Source organism: Pseudomonas sp. MT92 (assembly GCF_058792515.1).
Map to the genome: position 1 here is coordinate 49,506 of NZ_JBXAFA010000020.1, position 20,604 is coordinate 70,109.

17 protein-coding genes and 2 pseudogenes are annotated in these 20,604 nt (G+C 59.8%); 14 read left to right on the top strand and 5 right to left on the bottom strand.

Going from position 1 to position 20,604, the window contains the following annotated elements; all coding sequences use genetic code 11:
* Positions 1–41 precede the first annotated feature (41 nt).
* The gene (polA, locus tag AC1Q6D_RS29180) at positions 42–2,846 is read left to right on the top strand and encodes a DNA polymerase I (protein ID WP_103405367.1); all 2,805 of its coding nucleotides are present in this window, start codon (positions 42–44) and stop codon (positions 2,844–2,846) included.
* Between the two features lie 291 nt (positions 2,847–3,137).
* Here polA and yihA read toward each other — a convergent pair whose 3' ends face one another.
* Positions 3,138–3,779: a ribosome biogenesis GTP-binding protein YihA/YsxC gene (gene yihA, locus AC1Q6D_RS29185; protein ID WP_047535804.1), complete on the bottom strand. Its 642-nt coding sequence runs from the start codon at positions 3,777–3,779 to the stop codon at positions 3,138–3,140.
* Between the two features lie 191 nt (positions 3,780–3,970).
* On the opposite strand from yihA, the gene AC1Q6D_RS29190 reads away from it, so the two are divergent.
* From AC1Q6D_RS29190 to AC1Q6D_RS29220, 7 genes are all read left to right on the top strand, one after another.
* Positions 3,971–4,261 carry a c-type cytochrome gene (locus AC1Q6D_RS29190; protein WP_103405366.1) on the top strand — a complete coding sequence of 97 codons (291 nt, stop codon included), beginning with the start codon at positions 3,971–3,973 and terminating at the stop codon, positions 4,259–4,261.
* 46 nt (positions 4,262–4,307) lie between these two features.
* Positions 4,308–4,931 (top strand): c-type cytochrome, encoded by a 624-nt coding sequence (locus tag AC1Q6D_RS29195; RefSeq protein ID WP_047535802.1) that lies wholly within the window; start codon positions 4,308–4,310, stop codon positions 4,929–4,931.
* Positions 4,932–5,130: 199 nt separating this feature from the next.
* Positions 5,131–5,772: a thiol:disulfide interchange protein DsbA gene (dsbA, locus tag AC1Q6D_RS29200; RefSeq protein ID WP_103405364.1), complete on the top strand. Its 642-nt coding sequence runs from the start codon at positions 5,131–5,133 to the stop codon at positions 5,770–5,772.
* 14 nt (positions 5,773–5,786) lie between these two features.
* The gene (locus AC1Q6D_RS29205) at positions 5,787–6,665 is read left to right on the top strand and encodes an endonuclease/exonuclease/phosphatase family protein (protein ID WP_103405363.1); all 879 of its coding nucleotides are present in this window, start codon (positions 5,787–5,789) and stop codon (positions 6,663–6,665) included.
* Complete coding sequence (locus AC1Q6D_RS29210) at positions 6,662–8,722, top strand: GGDEF domain-containing protein (protein ID WP_103405362.1); 2,061 nt, start codon at positions 6,662–6,664, stop codon at positions 8,720–8,722. Before AC1Q6D_RS29205 ends, AC1Q6D_RS29210 begins: the two co-directional genes overlap by 4 nt.
* Positions 8,723–8,825: 103 nt before the next feature.
* Positions 8,826–9,605, top strand: coding sequence for an N-acetylmuramoyl-L-alanine amidase (locus AC1Q6D_RS29215; RefSeq protein ID WP_047535794.1), 780 nt, complete (start codon positions 8,826–8,828; stop codon positions 9,603–9,605).
* 76 nt (positions 9,606–9,681) lie between these two features.
* On the top strand, positions 9,682–11,295 hold the full coding sequence (locus tag AC1Q6D_RS29220) for an EAL domain-containing protein (RefSeq protein WP_103405361.1): 1,614 nt from the start codon (positions 9,682–9,684) through the stop codon (positions 11,293–11,295).
* A gap of 6 nt (positions 11,296–11,301) precedes the next feature.
* Here AC1Q6D_RS29220 and AC1Q6D_RS29225 read toward each other — a convergent pair whose 3' ends face one another.
* Positions 11,302–13,092, bottom strand: coding sequence for a KinB sensor domain-containing domain (locus AC1Q6D_RS29225; RefSeq protein ID WP_103405360.1), 1,791 nt, complete (start codon positions 13,090–13,092; stop codon positions 11,302–11,304).
* A gap of 7 nt (positions 13,093–13,099) precedes the next feature.
* A complete protein-coding gene (gene algB / locus AC1Q6D_RS29230; RefSeq protein ID WP_047535787.1) occupies positions 13,100–14,446 on the bottom strand; it encodes a sigma-54-dependent response regulator transcription factor AlgB in 1,347 nt (448 codons plus the stop codon).
* Positions 14,447–14,829: 383 nt separating this feature from the next.
* Between algB and AC1Q6D_RS29235 the strand changes: the two genes are divergently transcribed.
* The 6 genes and pseudogenes from AC1Q6D_RS29235 to AC1Q6D_RS29260 all read left to right on the top strand — a co-directional run.
* On the top strand, positions 14,830–15,117 hold the full coding sequence (locus AC1Q6D_RS29235) for a hypothetical protein (protein ID WP_047535784.1): 288 nt from the start codon (positions 14,830–14,832) through the stop codon (positions 15,115–15,117).
* A gap of 72 nt (positions 15,118–15,189) precedes the next feature.
* Complete coding sequence (locus tag AC1Q6D_RS29240; RefSeq protein WP_003170804.1) at positions 15,190–15,354, top strand: DUF1328 domain-containing protein; 165 nt, start codon at positions 15,190–15,192, stop codon at positions 15,352–15,354.
* Positions 15,355–15,356: 2 nt separating this feature from the next.
* Positions 15,357–15,467: pseudogene (locus AC1Q6D_RS29245) on the top strand (inhibitor of vertebrate lysozyme family protein); the annotation flags it as partial.
* Positions 15,468–16,217: 750 nt separating this feature from the next.
* Complete coding sequence (gltP, locus tag AC1Q6D_RS29250) at positions 16,218–17,549, top strand: glutamate/aspartate:proton symporter GltP (protein ID WP_103405359.1); 1,332 nt, start codon at positions 16,218–16,220, stop codon at positions 17,547–17,549.
* Positions 17,550–17,684: 135 nt separating this feature from the next.
* A complete protein-coding gene (locus AC1Q6D_RS29255; RefSeq protein WP_047535748.1) occupies positions 17,685–18,914 on the top strand; it encodes a nucleoside recognition domain-containing protein in 1,230 nt (409 codons plus the stop codon).
* 32 nt (positions 18,915–18,946) lie between these two features.
* A pseudogene (locus tag AC1Q6D_RS29260) lies at positions 18,947–19,024 on the top strand (outer membrane lipoprotein carrier protein LolA); the annotation flags it as partial.
* Between the two features lie 17 nt (positions 19,025–19,041).
* Here AC1Q6D_RS29260 and AC1Q6D_RS29265 read toward each other — a convergent pair.
* A complete protein-coding gene (locus tag AC1Q6D_RS29265; RefSeq protein ID WP_103405358.1) occupies positions 19,042–19,668 on the bottom strand; it encodes an ABC-type transport auxiliary lipoprotein family protein in 627 nt (208 codons plus the stop codon).
* Positions 19,665–20,603 (bottom strand): MlaD family protein, encoded by a 939-nt coding sequence (locus AC1Q6D_RS29270; protein WP_103405357.1) that lies wholly within the window; start codon positions 20,601–20,603, stop codon positions 19,665–19,667. The genes AC1Q6D_RS29265 and AC1Q6D_RS29270 overlap by 4 nt, the downstream gene beginning before the upstream one ends.
* Position 20,604 lies beyond the last annotated feature (1 nt).

The window sequence follows — 20,604 nt, forward strand, 5'->3', positions numbered from 1 at the left end:
CTATTCTAGCGCCGGACCCGCCGAAAAGGTTGATCCTGCTCATGAGCCAAGCTCCCCTCGTCCTGGTGGACGGTTCTTCTTACCTGTACCGCGCCTTTCACGCGCTGCCGCCACTGACCACGTCCAAAGGCCTGCCGACCGGTGCGGTCAAGGGCGTACTGAACATGCTCAAGAGCCTGCGCAAGCAATACCCGGACAGTCCGTTCGCCGTGGTGTTCGATGCCAAGGGTGGGACATTTCGCGATGACCTGTACGCCGAATACAAGGCCAACCGTCCGAGCATGCCCGACGACATGCGCGTGCAGATCGAGCCGCTGCACCAGAGCGTGATCGCTCTGGGCTTCCCGCTCCTGTGCGTTGATGGCGTCGAAGCCGATGACGTGATTGGCACGCTGGCCCGCAGCAGCGCAGCCGCCAACCGTCCGGTGATCATCTCCACCGGCGACAAGGACATGGCGCAACTGGTCGACGGCCACATTACCTTGGTCAACACCATGACCGGTAGCAGCATGGACGTGGAGGGCGTGAAGGAGAAATTCGGCGTCGCTCCCGAGCAGATCATCGATTATCTGGCGCTCATGGGCGATTCTTCCGACAACATTCCGGGAGTTCCGGGCATCGGTCCGAAGACCGCTTCCGGCCTGCTGGTCGGGGTCAATGGCGGGTTGACCGAGCTCTACGCGCAGCTCGATATCGTACCGACCCTGCCGATCCGGGGCGCCAAGACCCTGCCGGCCAAGCTCGAAGAGCACAAGGAAATGGCATTCCTGTCCTATCAACTGGCGACCATCAAGGTCGACGTGCCGCTGGATATCGGCCTCGACGACCTGAAAATGGGTGCCGAAGACCCGGAAAAACTTTACGAGCTCTACAGCCTGCTGGAATTCAAGAGCTGGTTGAACGATCTGCAACGCGACGCCAAGCGTATCGAACTGAGCGCTGCCGCCGAGCCAGAACCGCTCGCCGATCTGTTCAGCGCCGCCAACGCCGAAGCGCCAGCGGTCACCTCTGAAACCCGGTACGAAACCATTCTTGATCAAGCACGGTTCGACGTCTGGCTGGAGAAACTGCACAACGCCAAACTGTTCGCCTTCGACACCGAAACCACCGGCATCGATGCGCAACAGGCACAACTGGTGGGCCTGTCATTCGCCGTGCAGGCCAACGAAGCGGCCTACATCCCGCTGACCCACTCCTACATCGGCGTGCCCGAGCAACTGGACCGCGACACCGTCCTGCGCGCCCTCAAGCCGATTCTGGAAGACCCGAACAAACTCAAGGTCGGCCAACACGCCAAGTTCGACATGAATATCCTGGCCAACTGCGCCATCGGTGGTGATCAGGCCAACGGCATCACCGTTCGCGGCGTCGCCTTCGACACCATGCTTGAGTCCTACGTGCTCAACTCCACGGCGACCCGCCATGACATGGACAGCCTGGCGCTGAAGTACCTGGATCACACCACCGTGAGTTTCCAGGACATCGCCGGTAAAGGTGCCAAGCAGCTGACGTTCGACCAGATTGCCCTCGAGCAGGCCGGGCCTTACGCTGCCGAGGACGCCGACATCACGTTGCGCCTGCACCAGGCGCTGTTCGAGAAACTCACCGCTATCCCGAGCCTGGCCAGCGTGCTGACCGACATCGAAATCCCGTTGGTGCCGGTGCTGGCGCGCATCGAACGCCAAGGGGCTTTTGTCGATGCCGCCCTGCTGGGCGTACAAAGCATCGAACTGGGCGACAAGATGGTAGCGCTGGAGCGCGAAGCCTTTGAGATCGCCGGCGAAGAGTTCAACCTCGGTTCGCCCAAGCAGCTGGGGACCATCCTCTACGAGAAACTCGGTCTGCCGGTGCTGAAGAAAACCGCCAAGGGCCAGCCATCCACGGCCGAGGAAGTACTGGCCAAACTGGCCGAGGACGACTATCGCCTGCCCAAAGTGCTGATGGAATACCGTTCCATGAGCAAGCTGAAAAGCACCTACACCGACCGCCTGCCGGAGCAAATAAACCCGCGTACCGGGCGCATCCATACGTCTTACCATCAGGCGGTGGCGTCCACTGGACGCCTGTCCTCCAGCGATCCGAACCTGCAGAACATCCCGGTGCGCACCGCTGAGGGACGTCGCATCCGCCAGGCTTTCGTGGCCCCGGCCGGTTACAAGTTGCTGGCGGCGGACTACTCGCAGATCGAGTTGCGGATCATGGCTCACCTGTCCCGCGATGAAGGCTTGATGAACGCCTTCCGTCACAATCTGGACGTGCACACCGCGACCGCCGCCGAAGTGTTCAAGGTCGAACTGGCCGACGTCACTTCCGACCAGCGCCGCAGCGCCAAGGCAATCAACTTCGGCCTGATCTACGGCATGGGCGCACAAAAGCTCGGCAAGGACATTGGCGTGGACACCAAGACCGCCAAGGCCTACATCGACACTTACTTCGCCCGTTACCCCGGCGTTCGCCAATACATGGACCGCACCCGCGCACAGGCAGCGGATCAAGGCTATGTAGAGACGTTCTTCGGGCGGCGGCTGTACCTGCCGGAGATCAACTCCAACAAGCCGCAGGAACGCGCCGCCGCTGAACGCACGGCGATCAACGCACCGATGCAAGGCACGGCGGCGGACATCATCAAGAAAGCCATGGTCGCTGTGGATAACTGGCTGGCCACATCCGGCCTCGATGCCAAAGTCATCCTGCAGGTGCACGATGAACTGGTGCTTGAGGTGCGTGAAGACCTGGTCGATCAGGTCAGCGAGGAAATTCGCCTGCACATGAGCGGCGCGGCGAAGCTGGACGTTCCGTTGCTGGTGGAAGTGGGCGTGGGCAACAACTGGGATGAGGCTCACTGAGCCTTTTGACGAGACACTGCTCTCCTGCTGCGGCGTAGTGCCGCAGCGGAGCAAGCGAAGGATGATTATTCCGGAAGGCGCTTAGGGTTATTCCAAAGGCATTCGAAAAAAATCTGAACTAATCCGCCAGAACACCACTCAGAGTTACTGAATGGCTGGTGAAGCCCTTCGATGCTCCTATGTTGTGTTAAGTGTTGGCAGATATCTGGACCCCGCCCTAGCGGTCTAGAACTTGAACCCCGGACCTTCCCCCTCCCCATAGAAGTCCGGGGTTTTTTTTGCCTGCAGCTTTTACTCGGCCGCTTCGGCACCCTTGTCCGCCAGCTCCATCCAGTCCGCCAGTACAGTGTAGGCGTCTTCCAGGCCCATGCGTTTTGGCGCCGAAAAAAGCTGAATGGTCACGGCATCGCCCCAACCCTTGCGGATTTCCGACTGCACTTTGAGCAGCGTGTTCTTGGCGGCACCGTAGGTGAGCTTGTCCGCTTTGGTCAGCAGGATATGCATGGGCATGCCGCTGGCGACGGCCCAATCGAGCATCAGCAGGTCGAAGTCGGTCATTGGATGACGGATATCCATCATCAGAATCAGACCCTTCAGGCTTTCGCGGCTGCCCAGGTACGCTTCCAGGTGACGCTGCCAGTGCTGCTTGAGCGGAATGGGTACTTTTGCGTATCCGTAGCCTGGCAGGTCGACCAGACGGCGTTCATCGTCTAGCTTGAAGAAGTTCAACAACTGTGTGCGACCCGGCGTTTTCGAGGTTCGCGCCAGGCTCGCGTGAGTCAGGGTGTTAAGCGCACTGGACTTGCCGGCGTTGGAACGACCGGCGAAGGCCACTTCAAAGCCTTCGTCATCCGGACATTGGTCGACTTTGGCGGCGCTGAGCATGAAGGTGGACTGTTGGCACAGACCGAGGATGGGGTTCTTGAGTTGCATGGGATTTCCGATGTGGGCGGCGCCTGGAATGGGCGCGGCAAGCGGTGTCGCTTCCGTTTCACTGACGCCAGTATATAATGCCGCAGATTTTGTGTGCGCTTTGTCCCAGCGTAGGATGAAGTTCATGAGAGCGATAGACCTTGATTGCGCATTAGAACGCAACACGCTCTCAACCCTGAAAAGGTCGTTTTATGACGAAATGGCTGCTAGTTGCCGGTGTCTTGATGCCGCTTTACAGCGCTCAGGCTACACAGGATCCGGAAGCTGTGTACAACCGTGTTTGTGGTGCCTGTCATTCCGGCCAACTACCCATGGCGCCCCGCAAGGGCGATCAGGCAGCTTGGACGCCGAGGTTGGCGAAAGGTATGGAGACGCTGGTGCAACACGTGACCCAGGGTTTCAAGGCGATGCCGCCGCGTGGTTTGTGCATGGACTGCAGTGCCGAGGATTACCAGGCCATCATCCAGTGGATGAGCGAGTAATCCCGGTCCATAACTCTTTAACCCTTAGCCGTAGTTGGATTAGCTGATGAACAAATTGATCGTGAGTCTGCTGTTGACCGTGGGGATCTCCGGCATTGCCCATGCTGCAGGTGAGCCAGTAAAACCTGGTGACGCCACTGCAGGCCAGGCAAAAGCCGCCGTATGTGGTGCCTGTCATGGCCCGGATGGCAACAGCATGGCGCCTAACTTTCCGAAGCTGGCCGGCCAGGGCGAACGCTACCTGACCAAGCAACTGCACGACATCAAGTCGGGCAAGCGCACGGTTCTGGAAATGACGGGCCTGCTGACCAACCTGAGCGATCAGGACCTGGCCGATATCGCTGCCTATTTCTCCAGCCAGAAAGGCAGTGTCGGTGCCGCCGATGAGAAGCTTGTGGCTCGCGGTCAGGATTTGTTCCGTGGCGGCAAAGTGGATCAGGGCATGCCCGCGTGCACCGGTTGCCACTCGCCTAATGGCGCAGGTAACGCGGCAGCCGGCTTCCCGCACCTGGGCGGTCAGCATGCTCAATACGTGACCAAGCAACTGACTGACTTCCGTGAAGGTAACCGCACGAACGACGGTGACACCATGGTCATGCGCAGTATTGCCGCGAAGCTCAGCAACAAAGACATCGAAGCGGTGTCCAGCTACATTCAAGGCCTGCACTAAGACCGGCGAATCGGGCGTTGCGCAGGGAGTCTGTCGCCTGCCACGTTAACGCTCGATTAATCCGTCGCGGCAAGTATAAAAAGGGTGGCTTTGGCCGCCCTTTTTTGTGGCCGCTGCCGTTACACTACAGAACTCAAGCCCGCCAGGACCTGTCTGAAAACAGGTCGCGCGTGGCGATAAAATTGTCCAGGAGTAAAGCATGCGTAATCTGATCATCAGCGCCGCACTCGTCGCTGCCAGCCTGTTCGGCATGACTGCCCAGGCCGCCGAAGCCCCCGTTACCCCTTATGTCGAACTGACTAATCCGGTTCCGGTTGCCGTGCCTGGCAAGATCGAAGTGGTGGAGCTGTTCTGGTACGGCTGCCCGCATTGCTACGCCTTTGAGCCAGTGATCAATCCGTGGGTCGAAAAACTGCCGTCCGACGTGAATTTCGTACGCATCCCGGCCATGTTCGGTGGTCCATGGGACGCCCACGGCCAAATGTTCCTGACCCTTGAAGCCATGGGCGTCGAGCACAAGGTGCACGCTGCGGTGTTCAATGCCATCCAGAAAGAACACAAAAAGCTGACCGACAAGAATGACATGGCGGACTTCCTGGCCACCCAGGGCGTAGACAAGGACAAGTTCCTGGCCACCTTCGACTCCTTCGCCATCAAGGGCAAGATCGTCCAGGCCCGCGAACTGGCCAAGAAATATGAAATCACCGGCGTGCCAACCCTGATCGTCAACGGCAAGTATCGCTTTGACGTCGGTTCTGCCGGTGGTGCCGAACAGGCTCTGCAACTGGCCGACAAACTGGTCGACAAAGAGCGAGCCACCAATAAGGCTGCTGCCAACTAAGCGCGGTACTGAGCATGCGCCGCTGGGGAACCGAACGCGTCGTTGGCCTGCATGATCCGCAGGTCAACGAACACCATCTGGAGTCTACGGGCTTGCCGGCGGACAGCCGTCTTCGCTTGCTCAGCTTCAACATTCAGGTCGGCATCAGCACCGAGCGCTATCGGCACTACCTGACCCGAGGCTGGCAACACCTGTTGCCGCATCCCGGGCGTGCCGACAATCTGCAGAAAATCGGCAATCTGCTCGGCGACTTCGACCTGGTCGCCTTGCAGGAAGCCGATGGCGGCAGCCTGCGGTCAGGCTACGTCAACCAAGTCGAACACCTGGCCCAGCTCGGCGCATTCCCCTACTGGTATCAACAACTCAATCGAAATCTCGGGCGTCTCGCTCAGCACAGCAACGGCGTGCTGAGCCGCCTGCGCCCGTGGGCGATTGAAGATCATCCGCTGCCGGGGCCGAAAGGTCGCGGGGCGATTCTGGTGCGCTTCGGCGAAGGCCCGGAGGCGTTGGTGGTGGTCATGATGCACCTGGCACTGGGCGCCCGCGCTCGCAGCCTGCAACTGGCCTATATCCGTGATCTGATTGGCGATTACAAGCACCAGGTACTGATGGGCGACATGAATACTCATGCCAGCGACTTGCTGCAAAACTCGCCATTGCGTGATCTCGGCCTGCTGGCCCCGCAACTGGAAGCGACCTTCCCCAGCTGGCGTCCGCAGCGCTGTCTGGACCATATTCTGTTGAGCCCGACCCTGACCCTTGAAAAGGTCGAAGTGCTGGCCCAGCCCATTTCCGATCACCTGCCGGTCGCGGTAGAGATTCGTCTGCCGGGTTCGCTCACGGCCGATGCATTGCCCGCGTTGAGTCCTGCCCCTCGCGGATCCCTTGAATGAGCGACGAAACACAGCGCTGGAAAGAGAAATACCTCAAAAGCATCGAACAACAGGAAAAGCTCGAACGTCGCTGGGACGCACGCCTCGACTTGCTGCGCCGCGGCCTGGTACGCAGCACCCTGGCGGCGGAAGGCACCGACCGCGCCGTCGACCAGTGCATGAAGGAAATGCGCGAAGTGGTGCGCACCGACGACATGGACGCCGGCCTGGCCGCCCTGCTCCCGCGCCTGGAAAAAGCCGTGCTCGACTCCGAGCAGCGCCGGGAGACACGTGTCAACCAGACCAGCGCCGCACTGACCGCCCTGGTCACTCAACTGCAAAAATTGCCGCTGCCCCGAGAAGTCCGGCGACCACTGAAGAATTTCGCCAAACAACTGGACAGTCGGGTCAGCCAGGCCCGCGAGATCCCTTTGCTCCTGAGTGAGCTCAGCGGTCTGCAAGGCAAGGCCCTGAGTCAGCTGGATAGCCCGACAGAACCCGATCGACCGGGGCTGCTGCAGCGGCTGTTCGGTCACCGCGAAACCGAGGAAGCGGCCGCCGCCTTGGAACAGGCCCCCATCGCGCCGTCCGCCGAAGCCGTTTCCGCACCGGCTGCCGCGCCCCCCTCAGCACCTGTGGATCTCGCACCCGCCGTTGACGAACCGCCGAAGGCGCTTCCGGTTTCTCCCGAAGCGGTTTCCACCCCACCGGCCATCGAAACCTCATCGCAAACGACAGAATCGTCAGCCGTACACGCAGTTGTTCCGCCAGCCCCGGAACCTCGACAAAAGCCCGACTCGCCCATCGAGACGACGGCCCCACCTGCTACAGAGGCACCCAGGGAAGCGGAATCCTCCTCCGTCGCACCAGTGGCGCAGACTGAGCCGGGAACCAATCCTGACGAACTGACCCCGGTGGTGTTTCTCGACACCCTGCCACTTCCGACGCCCATGGCCCAGGCACTGGCGGCCATCGATCCGGAGCAATCCGAGGACGACGTACTCTATGCCCTGCCGGACTCGCCCGAGCCGTCGTACAGCTCGGTCGCCAAACACATCGAAGACACCTTGCTGGGCCTGCTCGACGACCTGACGCTGCCTGAACGTCACCGCCCGCAAGCCGAGTCGATGCGTGACCGCCTGAAAAATGGTTTGAACTGGTACGAATTGCTACCGATCCTCGACGATCTCGCGACCTTGATGCTGGCGATCTCTGACAGCGGTCAGCACGAATTCGAGACTTACCTGCAACGACTCAACGAACGACTCGAATCGTTCCAGAGCAATCTGCAGGCTGCCAGCGACGGTCATGCCGACAGCCGGTCTGCCGCGCAAGCCATGGACACGCAAATCCGCGAACAAGTCGACGGCTTGCAGAACAGCATGCATGAAGCGGCAGACTTGGATGACCTCAAGCAAGTACTGGAGAACCAGCTCGAAGGCCTGCTGGGCACCATGGACCAGCACCGCAAGCAACGCGACGAGCGTGAGCAGGAGGTGGCGGGCCGCCTCAAAAGCCTGGCCGAACGGGTGGCCCTCATGGAGCAGGAAGCCCTGGGTTTTCGCGAACACCTCGAAGAGCAACGCCAGAAAGCCTTGATCGACCCGCTGACCGGCCTGCCCAACCGCGCCGCCTGGAGCGAACGCCTGGACCACGAAATCAGCGAGTGGCAGCAACACGGCAACACGCTGATGCTGGCGATGCTCGACCTCGATCACTTCAAGCGCATCAACGATAACTACGGTCACCTGGCGGGTGACAAAGTGCTGAAACTCATCGCCAGCGTGCTGCGCAAACGCCTGCGTGGCACGGATTTCATTGCACGCTTCGGCGGTGAAGAGTTTGTCCTGTTGATGCCTTCCACCGCGCCGGCGGCCGGCATGAAGCTGCTGGAGTACCTGCGCGCATCCATTGAAGCCTGCCCTTTCCACTTCAAGGGTGAGCGGGTGACGATCACTATTTCCATGGGCCTGACGGCGTTCAAGCCCGGGGAACATAGCGACCTGGTGCTTAAGAGAGCCGATCAGGCGCTATACCGGGCAAAAAATGCAGGACGAAACCGGGTGGAACTGGGCTGACGGGCAATTGTTCCATTTTGTTTAAAACTGCGCGATGGGCGTCCGCACGCAAGGCAGTACGTTACACTGTTGCATTACTGCCTTGCGTGTATTGCCCTCGACCATGAAATATTTCGCTCTTATCGTGTCGCTGATTCTGCTGGCCGGCTGCGCCAGCGGCCCCCGCTTCGACACCAGCCACCCCTCCGCCAACCACGACAGCCGCATCCAGTTCGTGGTGCTGCATTACACCAATGCATCCCAGGAGCGCTCTCTGCAACTGCTCACCCACGGTGAAGTCAGTAGCCACTACCTGATTGGCGACGACAAGAACGCAACCATCTTCAAACTGATGGACGAAAACCAGCGTGCCTGGCACGCCGGGGACAGCCAATGGCAAGGACGGACCTGGCTCAACTCCAGTTCCATCGGCATCGAAATCGTCAATCCGGGGTTCAAGGACACGCCGACCGGACGTCTCTGGTATCCCTACAGCGAAGCCCAGGTCCAGTCGCTGATCGTCTTGCTCAAGGACATCAGCAAGCGCCACGCCATCAGCCCTCGCAGCATCATCGGCCACAGCGACATCGCACCGCTGCGCAAACTCGATCCCGGGCCGCTGTTTCCCTGGAAACGCCTGGCGAGCGAAGGCATCGGCATTTGGCCGAACGAGCAAGCCGTCGCGAGGCAACAAGCGATATTCGAGGCACAGTTGCCGAGCATCACCTGGTTTCAGACACAGTTGGCCCGCGTCGGTTACGACACACCGCAAACCGGCGAACTGGACGTGGCAACCCGCCACGTGCTCACCGCCTTTCAAATGCACTTCCGGCCGTCACGCTACGACGGAACCCCGGACGCACAAACGGCAGCCCTCCTTCAGGTGCTTAATCAGACAAAATAATGACGCCCGCCCGGCGGTCAACGCACTTTCTCAATCAGCAGCTATAACTCATTGGTAATCCGTCGGATATTCCATAATGACTGCTGCTCGAGACATGCTCCGTAGCTGGTTCTATCGCCCCTGGTTTTTGGCGATGCTCGCTGCTGTCTTAAGTGCTTCACTGCTGTTGGCCGGCAGCTACTTCGTGGCCATCCAGCAGGTCGAACAAAACGAAAGTCAGGAAATGAATGCCCAAAGCGAACGTTTCCTCGCCCGCCTGGAGCAACTTTTCGGGCAATTGCGCGAAAGCCTCGATGATCTGGAAGCGCAGCCATTGCGAACCTGCAATGACGAGATGATCGCGACCCTGCAGCAAGTCAGCTTCAATTACCGCTTTGTGTATGAAGCCGCCTATATGGACGCGGAGCGGATCTGCTCGAACCGTCCCCGCCAGGAAGGTTTGTCGCTGACCCGGCCACCCGACATCAAGGGGCCCACCTACAGTTATTGGCTGAACACCACCACGGAACCCGATGAAAACCGTGCGGCGCTGATGCTCGGCCGTGGCAATTTTCGTGTGGCCACGTCTCGCGGCCACTTGACCGACATGGTCGACCTGTCACCGGGCAGCAGTTTGTTGGTGGTTCTCGATCATGGCACCAGGGCGATACCGGTGTTGGGTGACTCACAGGTCTGGTCGCTGACCGAACCTTGGCCACTCAATAGCCGCGACGCACTGCAAGTCACGCAGTATCGTTTGATTTACCGCATGCCCACCGCCAACCCGGAATTCCAACTGGTGCTGATCAGCCCCCGCACGAGCACCCATATACCGCCGATGTGGTGGTGGTTGTTACCGGTCAGTCTGGTGCTGGCTGCCTTTGTCGGCTTCCTGGTGTTCCTGCTGGTGCGCCAGCGACAGTCGCTGGATGCGGAACTGACGGGGGCCATTCGCCGCGGCGAGCTGCAAGTGTTGTATCAGCCGATTTTCGATCTCGACAGTCGCAACTGCGTCGGGGCCGAGGCCTTGCTGCGTTGGCGCAGGCCGGACGGTAGCCTGACCAGTCCCGACCTGTTCATCCCCATGGCCGAGAATACCGGCCAGATCCGGCAGATGACCGACTTCGTCCTGCAACGCCTGCTTGAGCAGCTCGGGCAAGTGCTGCGGGCCAATCCGCAGCTCTACATCTCGGTCAACCTGGCGGCGTGTGATGTGATGATCCCGCGCATCGGCCAAGTGATGGCACGCCTGCTCACCGTGCACCGGGTCGCGGCCAAGCAAATTGCCTTCGAAGTCACAGAACGCGGACTGATCGATGTCGAGGTGGCGCGGGAAAACCTGCAAGCCTTGCGGGACGTCGGGCATCAGGTGTTGATCGATGACTTCGGCACCGGCTATTGCAGCCTTGCCTACCTGCAAACCCTGCCCGTGGATTGCCTGAAAATCGACAAGGCCTTTATTGATGCACTGGGTCATGACGCGGCGAGCAGCGGCGTGGCCCCGCACATCATCCACATGGCTCAGTCACTGCACTTGAAGGTCATCGCCGAGGGCATCGAGCATGAATCCCAGGCCGCGTTGTTGAGCAGTGAAGGCGTGAAGTTCGGCCAGGGCTGGTTGTTCGCCCATGCGCTGAGTGCAGTACAACTCATCGAACTGATTACGCGGGGTCGCCGGGTGAACAAGCGACGCCTGGATGACGAGGCCTGAAAGCCGCTACACCGCCAGCGCCATATAGAACTGAGTGCCCTGCCCCGGCCGCGAATAAACCCCCATCCGCCCACCATGCAGCTGCACGATTTCCTTGCACAACGCCAGGCCGAGCCCCGCTCCGCCTTTTTTGCGCCCCACCTGCACAAAGGGCTCGAAAATACGCCCTTGCTGCCCGTAGGCGATGCCTTCTCCATTATCTTCGACACTGATAATGACCCGCTCGCCGTGGCGCCGGGCCTGCAAACGGATGAGACCACCACGGGCGGTGTGGCGAAGCGCATTGTCGATCAGGTTATCGAGCACACGGTCCAGTTGCGGCTGGTCGGCCTGCAAGTGCGGCAATGGCCCCTGCATTTCCACCAACAACTCAATGCCCTTCTGCTCGGCGCCCTCGGCAAATCGTAACCGCGCTTGCTCCAAAAGATCCTCGATGGAACAGGGCGCGAGCGTCAGTTTTTGCAGGCCATTCTGGTAACGGGAAAAATTCAGCAGGTCGTTGATCAACTGCATCAGGCGCTGCATCTCTTCGTTCACCGTGTCCAGCAGATCGGCCTCACGGGATTCCGGGGGGAAATGCGTGCGCTCGCGGAACAGGCCGAACGCCATGTGCATGCCGGTGACCGGGGTGCGCAACTCATGGGAAGCGCGCAACACGAACTCGCTGCGAACCCGCTCAAAAGCGCGCTGCTCGGTGACGTCATGCAACACCATCACCGCGCCGAGAATATGGCCCTGGGTATGGCTGACCGGCGTCAGGCTATAAGTCAGCAGGCGCGACTCGCCATCGACCTCGACACTCAAATCCTCCGGCGCCCGCTCCAGTGTTCCGCCACGCAGCACGAGTTGCAGCTGCTCATCGAGCTCGGGACGCTCCAGGGCGGTGCCCAGCCCTTGGCCGAGGCGATCGGTGTCCCAACCCAGCTGACGTTGCGCTACCGGGTTGAGGTGCTCCAGGCGCCCTTGACGATCTATCATCAGCAAGCCGTCATCGATGCTGTCGAGCACGGCTTGCAACCGCTGCTGGCCCGCCAGCAACTCATCGACGTTCGTGGCCTGATGTTCACGCAGCGCCTCGGCCATGATCCCGAAACGCTTGGTCAACTGGTTCAACTCCACCGCCGAGGAAATCGGCAGCGTGACGTCGAATTTGCCTTGACCAATATTGTCCGCCGCCTGCGCCAAGGCTTCGATGGGCTCCCCGAAACGCCGGGCGATGGCATGAGCGGTCACGAAACCAATGATCAGCACCGCGAGACCGACCAACCCCAGAAGCCCGGCGATCAGCAGCGCTCGCTCACGGGACGAACGCTCCGTGGCGCTGATGTTATCCAGCGCCTGCTTGTGCCCATTGAGCAAACCCGTTCGCAGCGCATTGAATTTTTCAGTAAGCGCCTGGTTGCCACTCAGCACATGCGTCGGTTCATCGGCCGCTTCATACGCCTGGATGAAGCTCAAGTAGTCAGCCTTGGCTTTTCTGAAGCCGTTCTCATTGCCTTCGACCGGCGGCTCTTTGGCAATGCCTTGATCCAAAAGCTCGAGGTAATGCTGCTTGGAAGCCTCAAAGGCCGCAGCGTCATGGTTTTCACTGAGCATGATGATCAGTTGATCGCCCAGGGTCTGGCGCAATTTGAGGCCCAGGTCCAGGGTGCTGAAGTTGTTGCGCACCAGGGCTTCCTGGCTCCCGGCCATTTGCATCACGCTGACCAGCCCGAGCAACAGCCCGAGCAGCGCTACGGTGATGAGCGCGGAAATGCTCAGGAACAGCCGGGTCCGCAACTTCATCGCCAGTTTCATCGGCGGCTCACAAGTTGTACTGCTTGCGTTTGCGGTACAGGGTCGAAGCGTCGATACCCAAAGTCTTCGCCGCTTGATCCAGCGTGCCGGCAGTGGCCAGGACGGCGCCGATGTGGGCCTTTTCCAATTCATCCAGGCTCAACGCCGCGCCGATGCGTGGCGCATTATTGACTGGCGTGTCGGCCATCCCCAGGTGAACGATCTCGACCAGCTCCTGCGGGCAGATAATGCTCGCTCGCTCCACCACGTTTCGCAGCTCGCGAATGTTCCCCGGCCAGCGATAGCTCAACAGCGCTTCACGCGCCTCATCGCTGAAGCCCCGGGCCGGACGCGCGTACTCCTTGACGAACCGCGCCAGGAACCGGTCGGCCAGGGTCAAAATGTCTTCTCTGCGTTCGCGCAGCGGCGGCAAGTGCAAGGTGATGACGTTCAGACGATAGAGCAGGTCTTCCCGGAAACGGCCATCGCGGACCATGTCTTCGAGGTTCTGGTTGGTGGCCGCGAGAATGCGTACATCGGCGCGGCGGGTGACCGGATCGCCGACACGCTCGTATTCCTTGTCCTGGATGAATCGCAGCAACTTGGGTTGCAAAATCAAGGGAAAATCGCCGATCTCATCCAGAAACAGCGTGCCGCCGTCTGCCTGATTGACACGCCCCAAGGTGCTTTCGCTGGCCCCGGTGAACGCGCCACGGCTGTGACCGAACAGCTCGCTTTCCATGAGTTCGGCGGTCAGCGACGGACAATTGATGGTGATGCAGGATTTTTTCGCCCGCTTGCTCCAGCCGTGAATCGCCTGGGACAGTTCGCCTTTACCGGTGCCGGATTCGCCGAGAATCAAAATATTGGCATCGGTCACCGCCACCTGGCGGGCGGTTTCGAGCACCACCTTCATCGCCGGACTGTGGGAATCCAGGCCGTCCTTGGGTTTGCGCACTTCGCCTTCCAGGGCTTCCAGACGCGCCGACAATTGGCGAACTTCCAGCTGTTTGGCGGTTGCCAGGCGCAATTGATCGGGACTGCAGGGTTTGACCAGATAATCGGCAGCACCGGCCTGAATAGCATCCACGGCAGTGTCCACGGCCGAGTGCGCGGTGACGATCACCACGCGCATCCAGGGCGCCTGAATCCGCATCTGCGCCAGCACATCCAGACCGTTGTCTTCACCCAGACGCAAATCTAGGAAGCACAGGTCGAAGACCTGACGTTGCAACAGCGCGTCGGCCTGCGCAGCGCTGTTGGCGGTCGCCACGCTATAGCCCTCGTCTTCCAGGCAATAGCGAAAGGTACGCAGGATGGCAGACTCATCATCCACCAGAAGAATACGACCTTGGTGCTCAGTGGCGGATTCCATTTTCCTACGCTCCTTAATGAATGATCTTGGTTAGTCCCGGAAAAATCGGGCAAGTTGCATGGTTTATTCTGATGCATTCCTTCCATGGCAGGTTAGCTCTCTCCTGACACGATGCCTTGTGTCCATTTCTGACACCTGCGCCCTACGTTCAATTCAAAAATAATGCGACCTGGGTCAAATCGATCGTGCATTACGCACGACGGCGCAAAGGGCCATCGTGCAGGATGCGTCCGCAGTCCTTTGCGAGAATTACCTAACAGATTGATTTATAACGATTTTTACATATAAAAAAAGCTGGCATGCAGGCTGCAACAACCTGAGTAATGCAGGGCAACAACAAACGCCCTCAACGAAATGAACCCCAGCGTGGGAGGAGCCTCAGGATGAATTGCCAACGTGCCGCCCAATTGCGTTTCTCGCCACTGCATCTGCAGCAAGGTCTGTTCGCCGTGCTCGCGCTGCTGATCACGTTGATCGCAGGCCAACAGTTCCTGCGCTGGGAGCAGAACCAACAGCAGGAAGCGTCGCGCGTTTCCTTTCAACATCCGACACAGACTCACTTCAGCGCCGCCAGCAGCGGCATGAGCGACAACACCTCCATACGAATGATGGATGTCGATCAGGCTCGGCCAGACGATGAAATGCCTCGTCAGGAGCGCTGGGTGTTCTAGGTTCACACCTTTGGCGCGATCGCCGCGCCGAAACGGGCAACACCTCTAAATAGAAGCGTAAGGAGAATCACCATGTTGAGCTGGGCAATCACATTCTTGATCATTGCCATTGTCGCCGCCGTACTGGGCTTCGGTGGTATCGCGGGCACCGCCACGGGTATCGCCAAGATTCTCTTTGTCGTGTTCCTGGTGATGTTCATTGCTTCCTTCTTCTTTGGCCGTCGCGGTCGAGGCTAAGCATGAACGTTGGGTTAAAGACACTGGCAGCCGCCCTGCTACTGGGCGGCTGCGCCATCGCCATGGCTGCCAATGACGGGCAGACGCGGGTCAACCCGCAATGGAATGCCGACTGAAAAAAATCGCGTTGGTATTGAGGCATCGATACCGAATTTGAAACATGAAAGGGGCTAAATGCCTCTTCCACTGCGCCCACCTGAGGAAGGTCGGTGCATGACCAAGGGGTCGGGACGTTCTGCCTGTTTCAGGGGCGGAGTGACCTACGGGCACATGGAGTGCCTGCGCAAGGGCCGGGTCAGGTAAAAGCTGCGACGCAAGTTCGCCGGTCAAGCATGGCTCGACGGACTTGCGGAGAGCTTGCACGCTCACAACGTCGAGCCAGAGCGACGCACTTGTTTAGCCCCCTCCCGCGGAAAATCCCCCTCTCATCCCCTCAAGTACTTTTTCCGGTTGCTCGCGACTGACCGTATATCGAGAAAAATGGCCCTTATTCGCCTGTCAGTTTTCCCTGAACCTCGTGGGATTTTAACGAAATTTATCGTCTATTCTATTGTTCAATAAATAATCAATCTGCGCTGTGATGGCCGGTTCACGGCACTTTTGCCTGCCGAAATGTCACATTCGAACCGATTGGGACGTGGGTTTCAGTAAAAAAACCTCATGCCGATTCGGCATAGGGTAGGCGTTTACGGCATTAGACGTCGCTTCCTTGCATCGGAATAGTTGCGCCTTTTTTCGCCTGCCAGAGAGCCATTAACAAGCGCTCCGGGGCTCCTTATACGGGGGCGGATGCACAGACTTTTTCGCCACAAGCGACCCGGTCCATGCATTCGCTCGAGTCAAACTGAAGTAAGGGTAAAGATATGAAGAAGGCAAAGCTTAGCCTCGCCTGGCAGATCCTCATCGGTCTGGTATTGGGGATAGCAATCGGTGCACTGCTCAACCATTTCAGTGCCGAGAAAGCCTGGTGGGTCAGCAACGTCCTGCAACCGGCAGGCGATATCTTTATCCGACTGATCAAGATGATTGTGATCCCGATCGTGATCTCCTCGTTGATCGTCGGCATCGCAGGCGTCGGCGACGCGAAGAAACTCGGGCGCATCGGCCTGAAGACCATCGTCTACTTCGAAATCGTCACCACCATCGCCATTGTGGTCGGCCTGCTGTTGGCCAACCTGTTCCATCCGGGCTCGGGCATCGACATGAGCACCCTGGGTACCGTGGACATCTCTAAGTACCAGGCGACCGCGGCCGAGGTTCAGCATGAACACGCGTTCATCGAAACCATCCTCAACCTGATTCCGTCGAACATCTTCGCGGCCATGGCCCGCGGCGAAATGCTGCCGATCATCTTTTTCTCCGTGCTGTTCGGTCTTGGTCTGTCGAGCCTGCAACCGGACCTGCGCGAACCGCTGGTGAAGATGTTCCAGGGCGTGTCGGAAAGCATGTTCAAGGTCACTCACATGATCATGAACTACGCGCCGATCGGCGTTTTCGCATTGATCGCGGTGACCGTGGCCAACTTCGGTTTCGCCTCGCTGCTGCCACTGGCGAAACTGGTGATCCTGGTTTACGTCGCCATCGCCTTCTTCGCCTTCGTGGTGCTGGGCCTGATCGCTCGCCTGTTCGGCTTCTCCGTGATCAAGCTGATGCGCATCTTCAAGGACGAACTGGTACTGGCCTATTCCACCGCCTCCTCCGAAACCGTGCTGCCACGCGTCATCGAGAAGATGGAAGCCTACGGCGCACCGAAGGCCATTTGCAGCTTCGTGGTGCCAACCGGTTACTCCTTCAACCTTGACGGTTCGACCCTGTACCAGAGCATCGCGGCAATCTTCATTGCCCAGCTGTACGGCATCGACCTGTCGATCAGTCAGCAACTGCTGCTGGTCCTGACCCTCATGGTGACCTCCAAAGGCATCGCCGGTGTACCGGGTGTGTCCTTCGTGGTGCTGCTGGCCACCCTGGGCAGTGTGGGTATTCCACTGGAAGGCCTGGCGTTCATCGCCGGTGTCGACCGCGTCATGGACATGGCCCGTACGGCCCTGAACGTGATCGGCAACGCCTTGGCCGTGCTGGTCATCTCTCGTTGGGAAGGCATGTACGACGACGCCAAGGGCCAGCGCTACTGGAATTCCCTGCCGCACTGGCGCAGCAAAGAAAAGCTGCCGGCTGGCGAGATTTCCCGTCACTGATAGCCATGTGGGAGCGAACTTGCTCGCTCCCACAGAGCCGAAGCCAGAAGCGCCATACAAACCCCGGATGACTCCGGGGTTTGTCGTTTCTGGCCACCCCGCTATCATTCGCGCATCTTCTGGGGGATTTAACTGATGCTAAACGGCCTTTGGCTTGGCTTCTTCATCGTGGCAGCCGTGTCGGCGCTGGCGCAGTGGTTGATCGGCGGTAACGCCGGGATTTTCGCGGCGATGGTAGAAAGCATATTCGCCATGGCCAAGTTATCGGTCGAAGTCATGGTCTTGCTGTTCGGCACACTGACCCTCTGGCTGGGCTTCCTGCGAATCGCCGAAAAAGCCGGGATCGTCGAATGGCTGGCCAGGGCCCTTGGCCCGCTGTTTCTGCGCTTGATGCCGGAAGTCCCGCCCGGCCACCCCGCCATCGGCCTTATCACCCTGAACTTCGCCGCCAACGGCCTGGGCCTGGACAATGCCGCCACCCCAATCGGCCTCAAGGCCATGAAAGCCCTGCAAGAGCTCAACCCCAGCGCAACGGTCGCCAGTAATGCGCAGATCCTGTTCCTGGTGCTCAACGCTTCTTCCCTGACCCTGCTGCCGGTGACGATCTTCATGTACCGCGCCCAGCAAGGCGCGCCCGACCCGACACTGGTGTTCCTGCCGATCCTGTTGGCCACCAGTTGCTCGACCATCGTCGGCTTTCTATCCGTGGCGTTCATGCAACGCCTGCGTATCTGGGACCCGGTGGTGCTGGCCTATCTGATCCCCGGCGCCCTCGCCCTCGGTGGCTTCATGGCGCTGCTGGCGACGCTCTCGGCCACTGCGCTGGCCGGTCTATCGTCGATCCTCGGCAACCTGACGCTGTTCGGGCTGATCATGGTGTTTCTGGTGATTGGCGCACTGCGCAAAGTGAAGGTTTACGAGGCATTCGTCGAAGGCGCGAAAGAAGGCTTCGACGTGGCGAAAAACCTGCTGCCGTATCTGGTGGCGATGCTGTGTGCCGTCGGAGTTTTGCGCGCATCCGGAGCCCTGGATTTCGGTCTCGACGGGATTCGTCATCTGGTGCAATGGGCGGGCTTCGACACCCGTTTTGTCGATGCGCTGCCGACCGCGATGGTCAAGCCGTTCTCTGGCAGCGCCGCCCGGGCGATGCTGATCGAAACCATGAAGACCTCCGGCGTGGACAGCTTCCCGGCGCTGGTCGCGGCGACGGTTCAGGGCAGTACTGAAACGACGTTCTACGTGCTGGCGGTGTACTTCGGCTCGGTCGGCATCCAGCGCGCGCGGCATGCGGTGGGGTGTGCATTGCTGGCGGAACTGGCGGGGGTGCTGGGCGCCATCGGCGTTTGCTACTGGTTCTTCGGTTAACGGAGCCCCCCGTAGTAGCGAGCCTGCTCGCGATGATCGTGAACGATGACACGGGGCACCTGACACCCCTCGGTGCTCTCAGGTTCATCGCAAGCAGGCTCGCTCCTACAGAGGGTCTGTGTAGACTTCAAAGTCGCGCTGGCGGCGCGAGTTTCTGCCCTTGCTCAACCGCCCAACCTACCACTTGCGCCGTCAGTTGATCGGTCGCCTGACCGAACCCGGTCACTACCGCCGGTACCTTCACATCGCTCAGCGGCTGGCGCACTTCAAAGCGTTTACTGGCGAGGATTCGCTGGTCGGCGCCACGCACCAGCAAGGCATCCAGACGCACCACCACGCTGGCGCTGGTGCCCTGATATTCGGTCTGAAATGCCTGCAGACTGCCGCCCAGCTCCAGGTCTGCCTGGAAATTGCTGTCGTCGGTGCTCAGCAGCGTCACGCGGCCATCACGCTGAAACCCGTCGAGCAGACGATTACGCAACAGCACCGGTGCCGGATCGCTCCAGCGCGAAGCCTTGTAGCTGATGATCACATTGCCCTGGGGGATCACCGCAATGTTCGGGCTGTTCAACGCTTCGCTGGCCTGGGGTTTGTTCAGGCGCAACGACCAGCGCTGCGGCGTCCCATGGCTGCTGGTGGCTGCGCTTTGGGCGGACGGCAATCGATAGACATCGAACGGTTCGGACTTGGGCAGGATCGAGCACGAACTGATCAGCGTGAAGCTGGCGAGGAGGGCAAGACGGGTCAGCTTCATGGGGTAAATTCCTTGTTCTTGTCACTGCCCAGCAGGTAGCCGCTGGGGTTGGCCTCCAGACGCTGGGAGATGGCGCGCAGCGAGCTCAGGGTTTCACGCAACTCCCGCACAGCCGGGGCCAGGCCATTGAGGCCCTGCATGCCGCTATTGAGCGAGTCCTGATTGGTGGCCAGCAGTTTGTTGATGGTCGCGCTGCTCTGTTCCAGCGACTTCATCGCCTGCTCGGCGCTGCCGAACATTTGCTTGCCCTGATCATTGAGCAAGCCATTGGCGTTGCGCATCAGCGCCGACGTCTGCTCCATCATGGTGCTGGCCTGCTTGCCGACCGATGCCAGTTGCTTGATCGCCTGACCCAGGTCGCCACGCTGATCGGCGATGGTGCCGGTGGTTTGTTCCAGATGCTCCAGGGTCTTGCTGATGCGCTCGATGTTTTCTTCGGAAAATATCTGATTGGCGTTGTGCATCAGCGTGTTCACCCCGGACATCAGGTCATTGCTGTCGTTCAGCAAACGGGCGATGGGCGAGGGCGCCGCGATGATGGTCGGCAATTTGCCGTCCTTGCCCTTTAACGCCGGGCTTTGCGGCGTGCCGCCACTGAGCTGGATGATCGACGTCCCGGTCACGCCGGTCAGCGCCAGTTTGGCCTGGGTATCTTCCTTGATCGGGGTGTCGCCACCCAGGCGAATCCGCGCCAGCACCCGGCGCGGGTCTTTCGGGTCCAGTCGCAGCGACACCACGTCGCCGACCTTGATCCCGCTGTACTGCACGGAACTGCCCTTGGACAGGCCGCTGACCGCCTCGTTGAATACCACTTCGTAATCCTTGAACTCGGTGTCGACACTGGACTTGGCCAGCCACAGGCCGAAGAGCAGGGCGCCCGTCACCACAATCACGGTGAACAGGCCGATCAATACATGATGGGCTCGGGTTTCCATG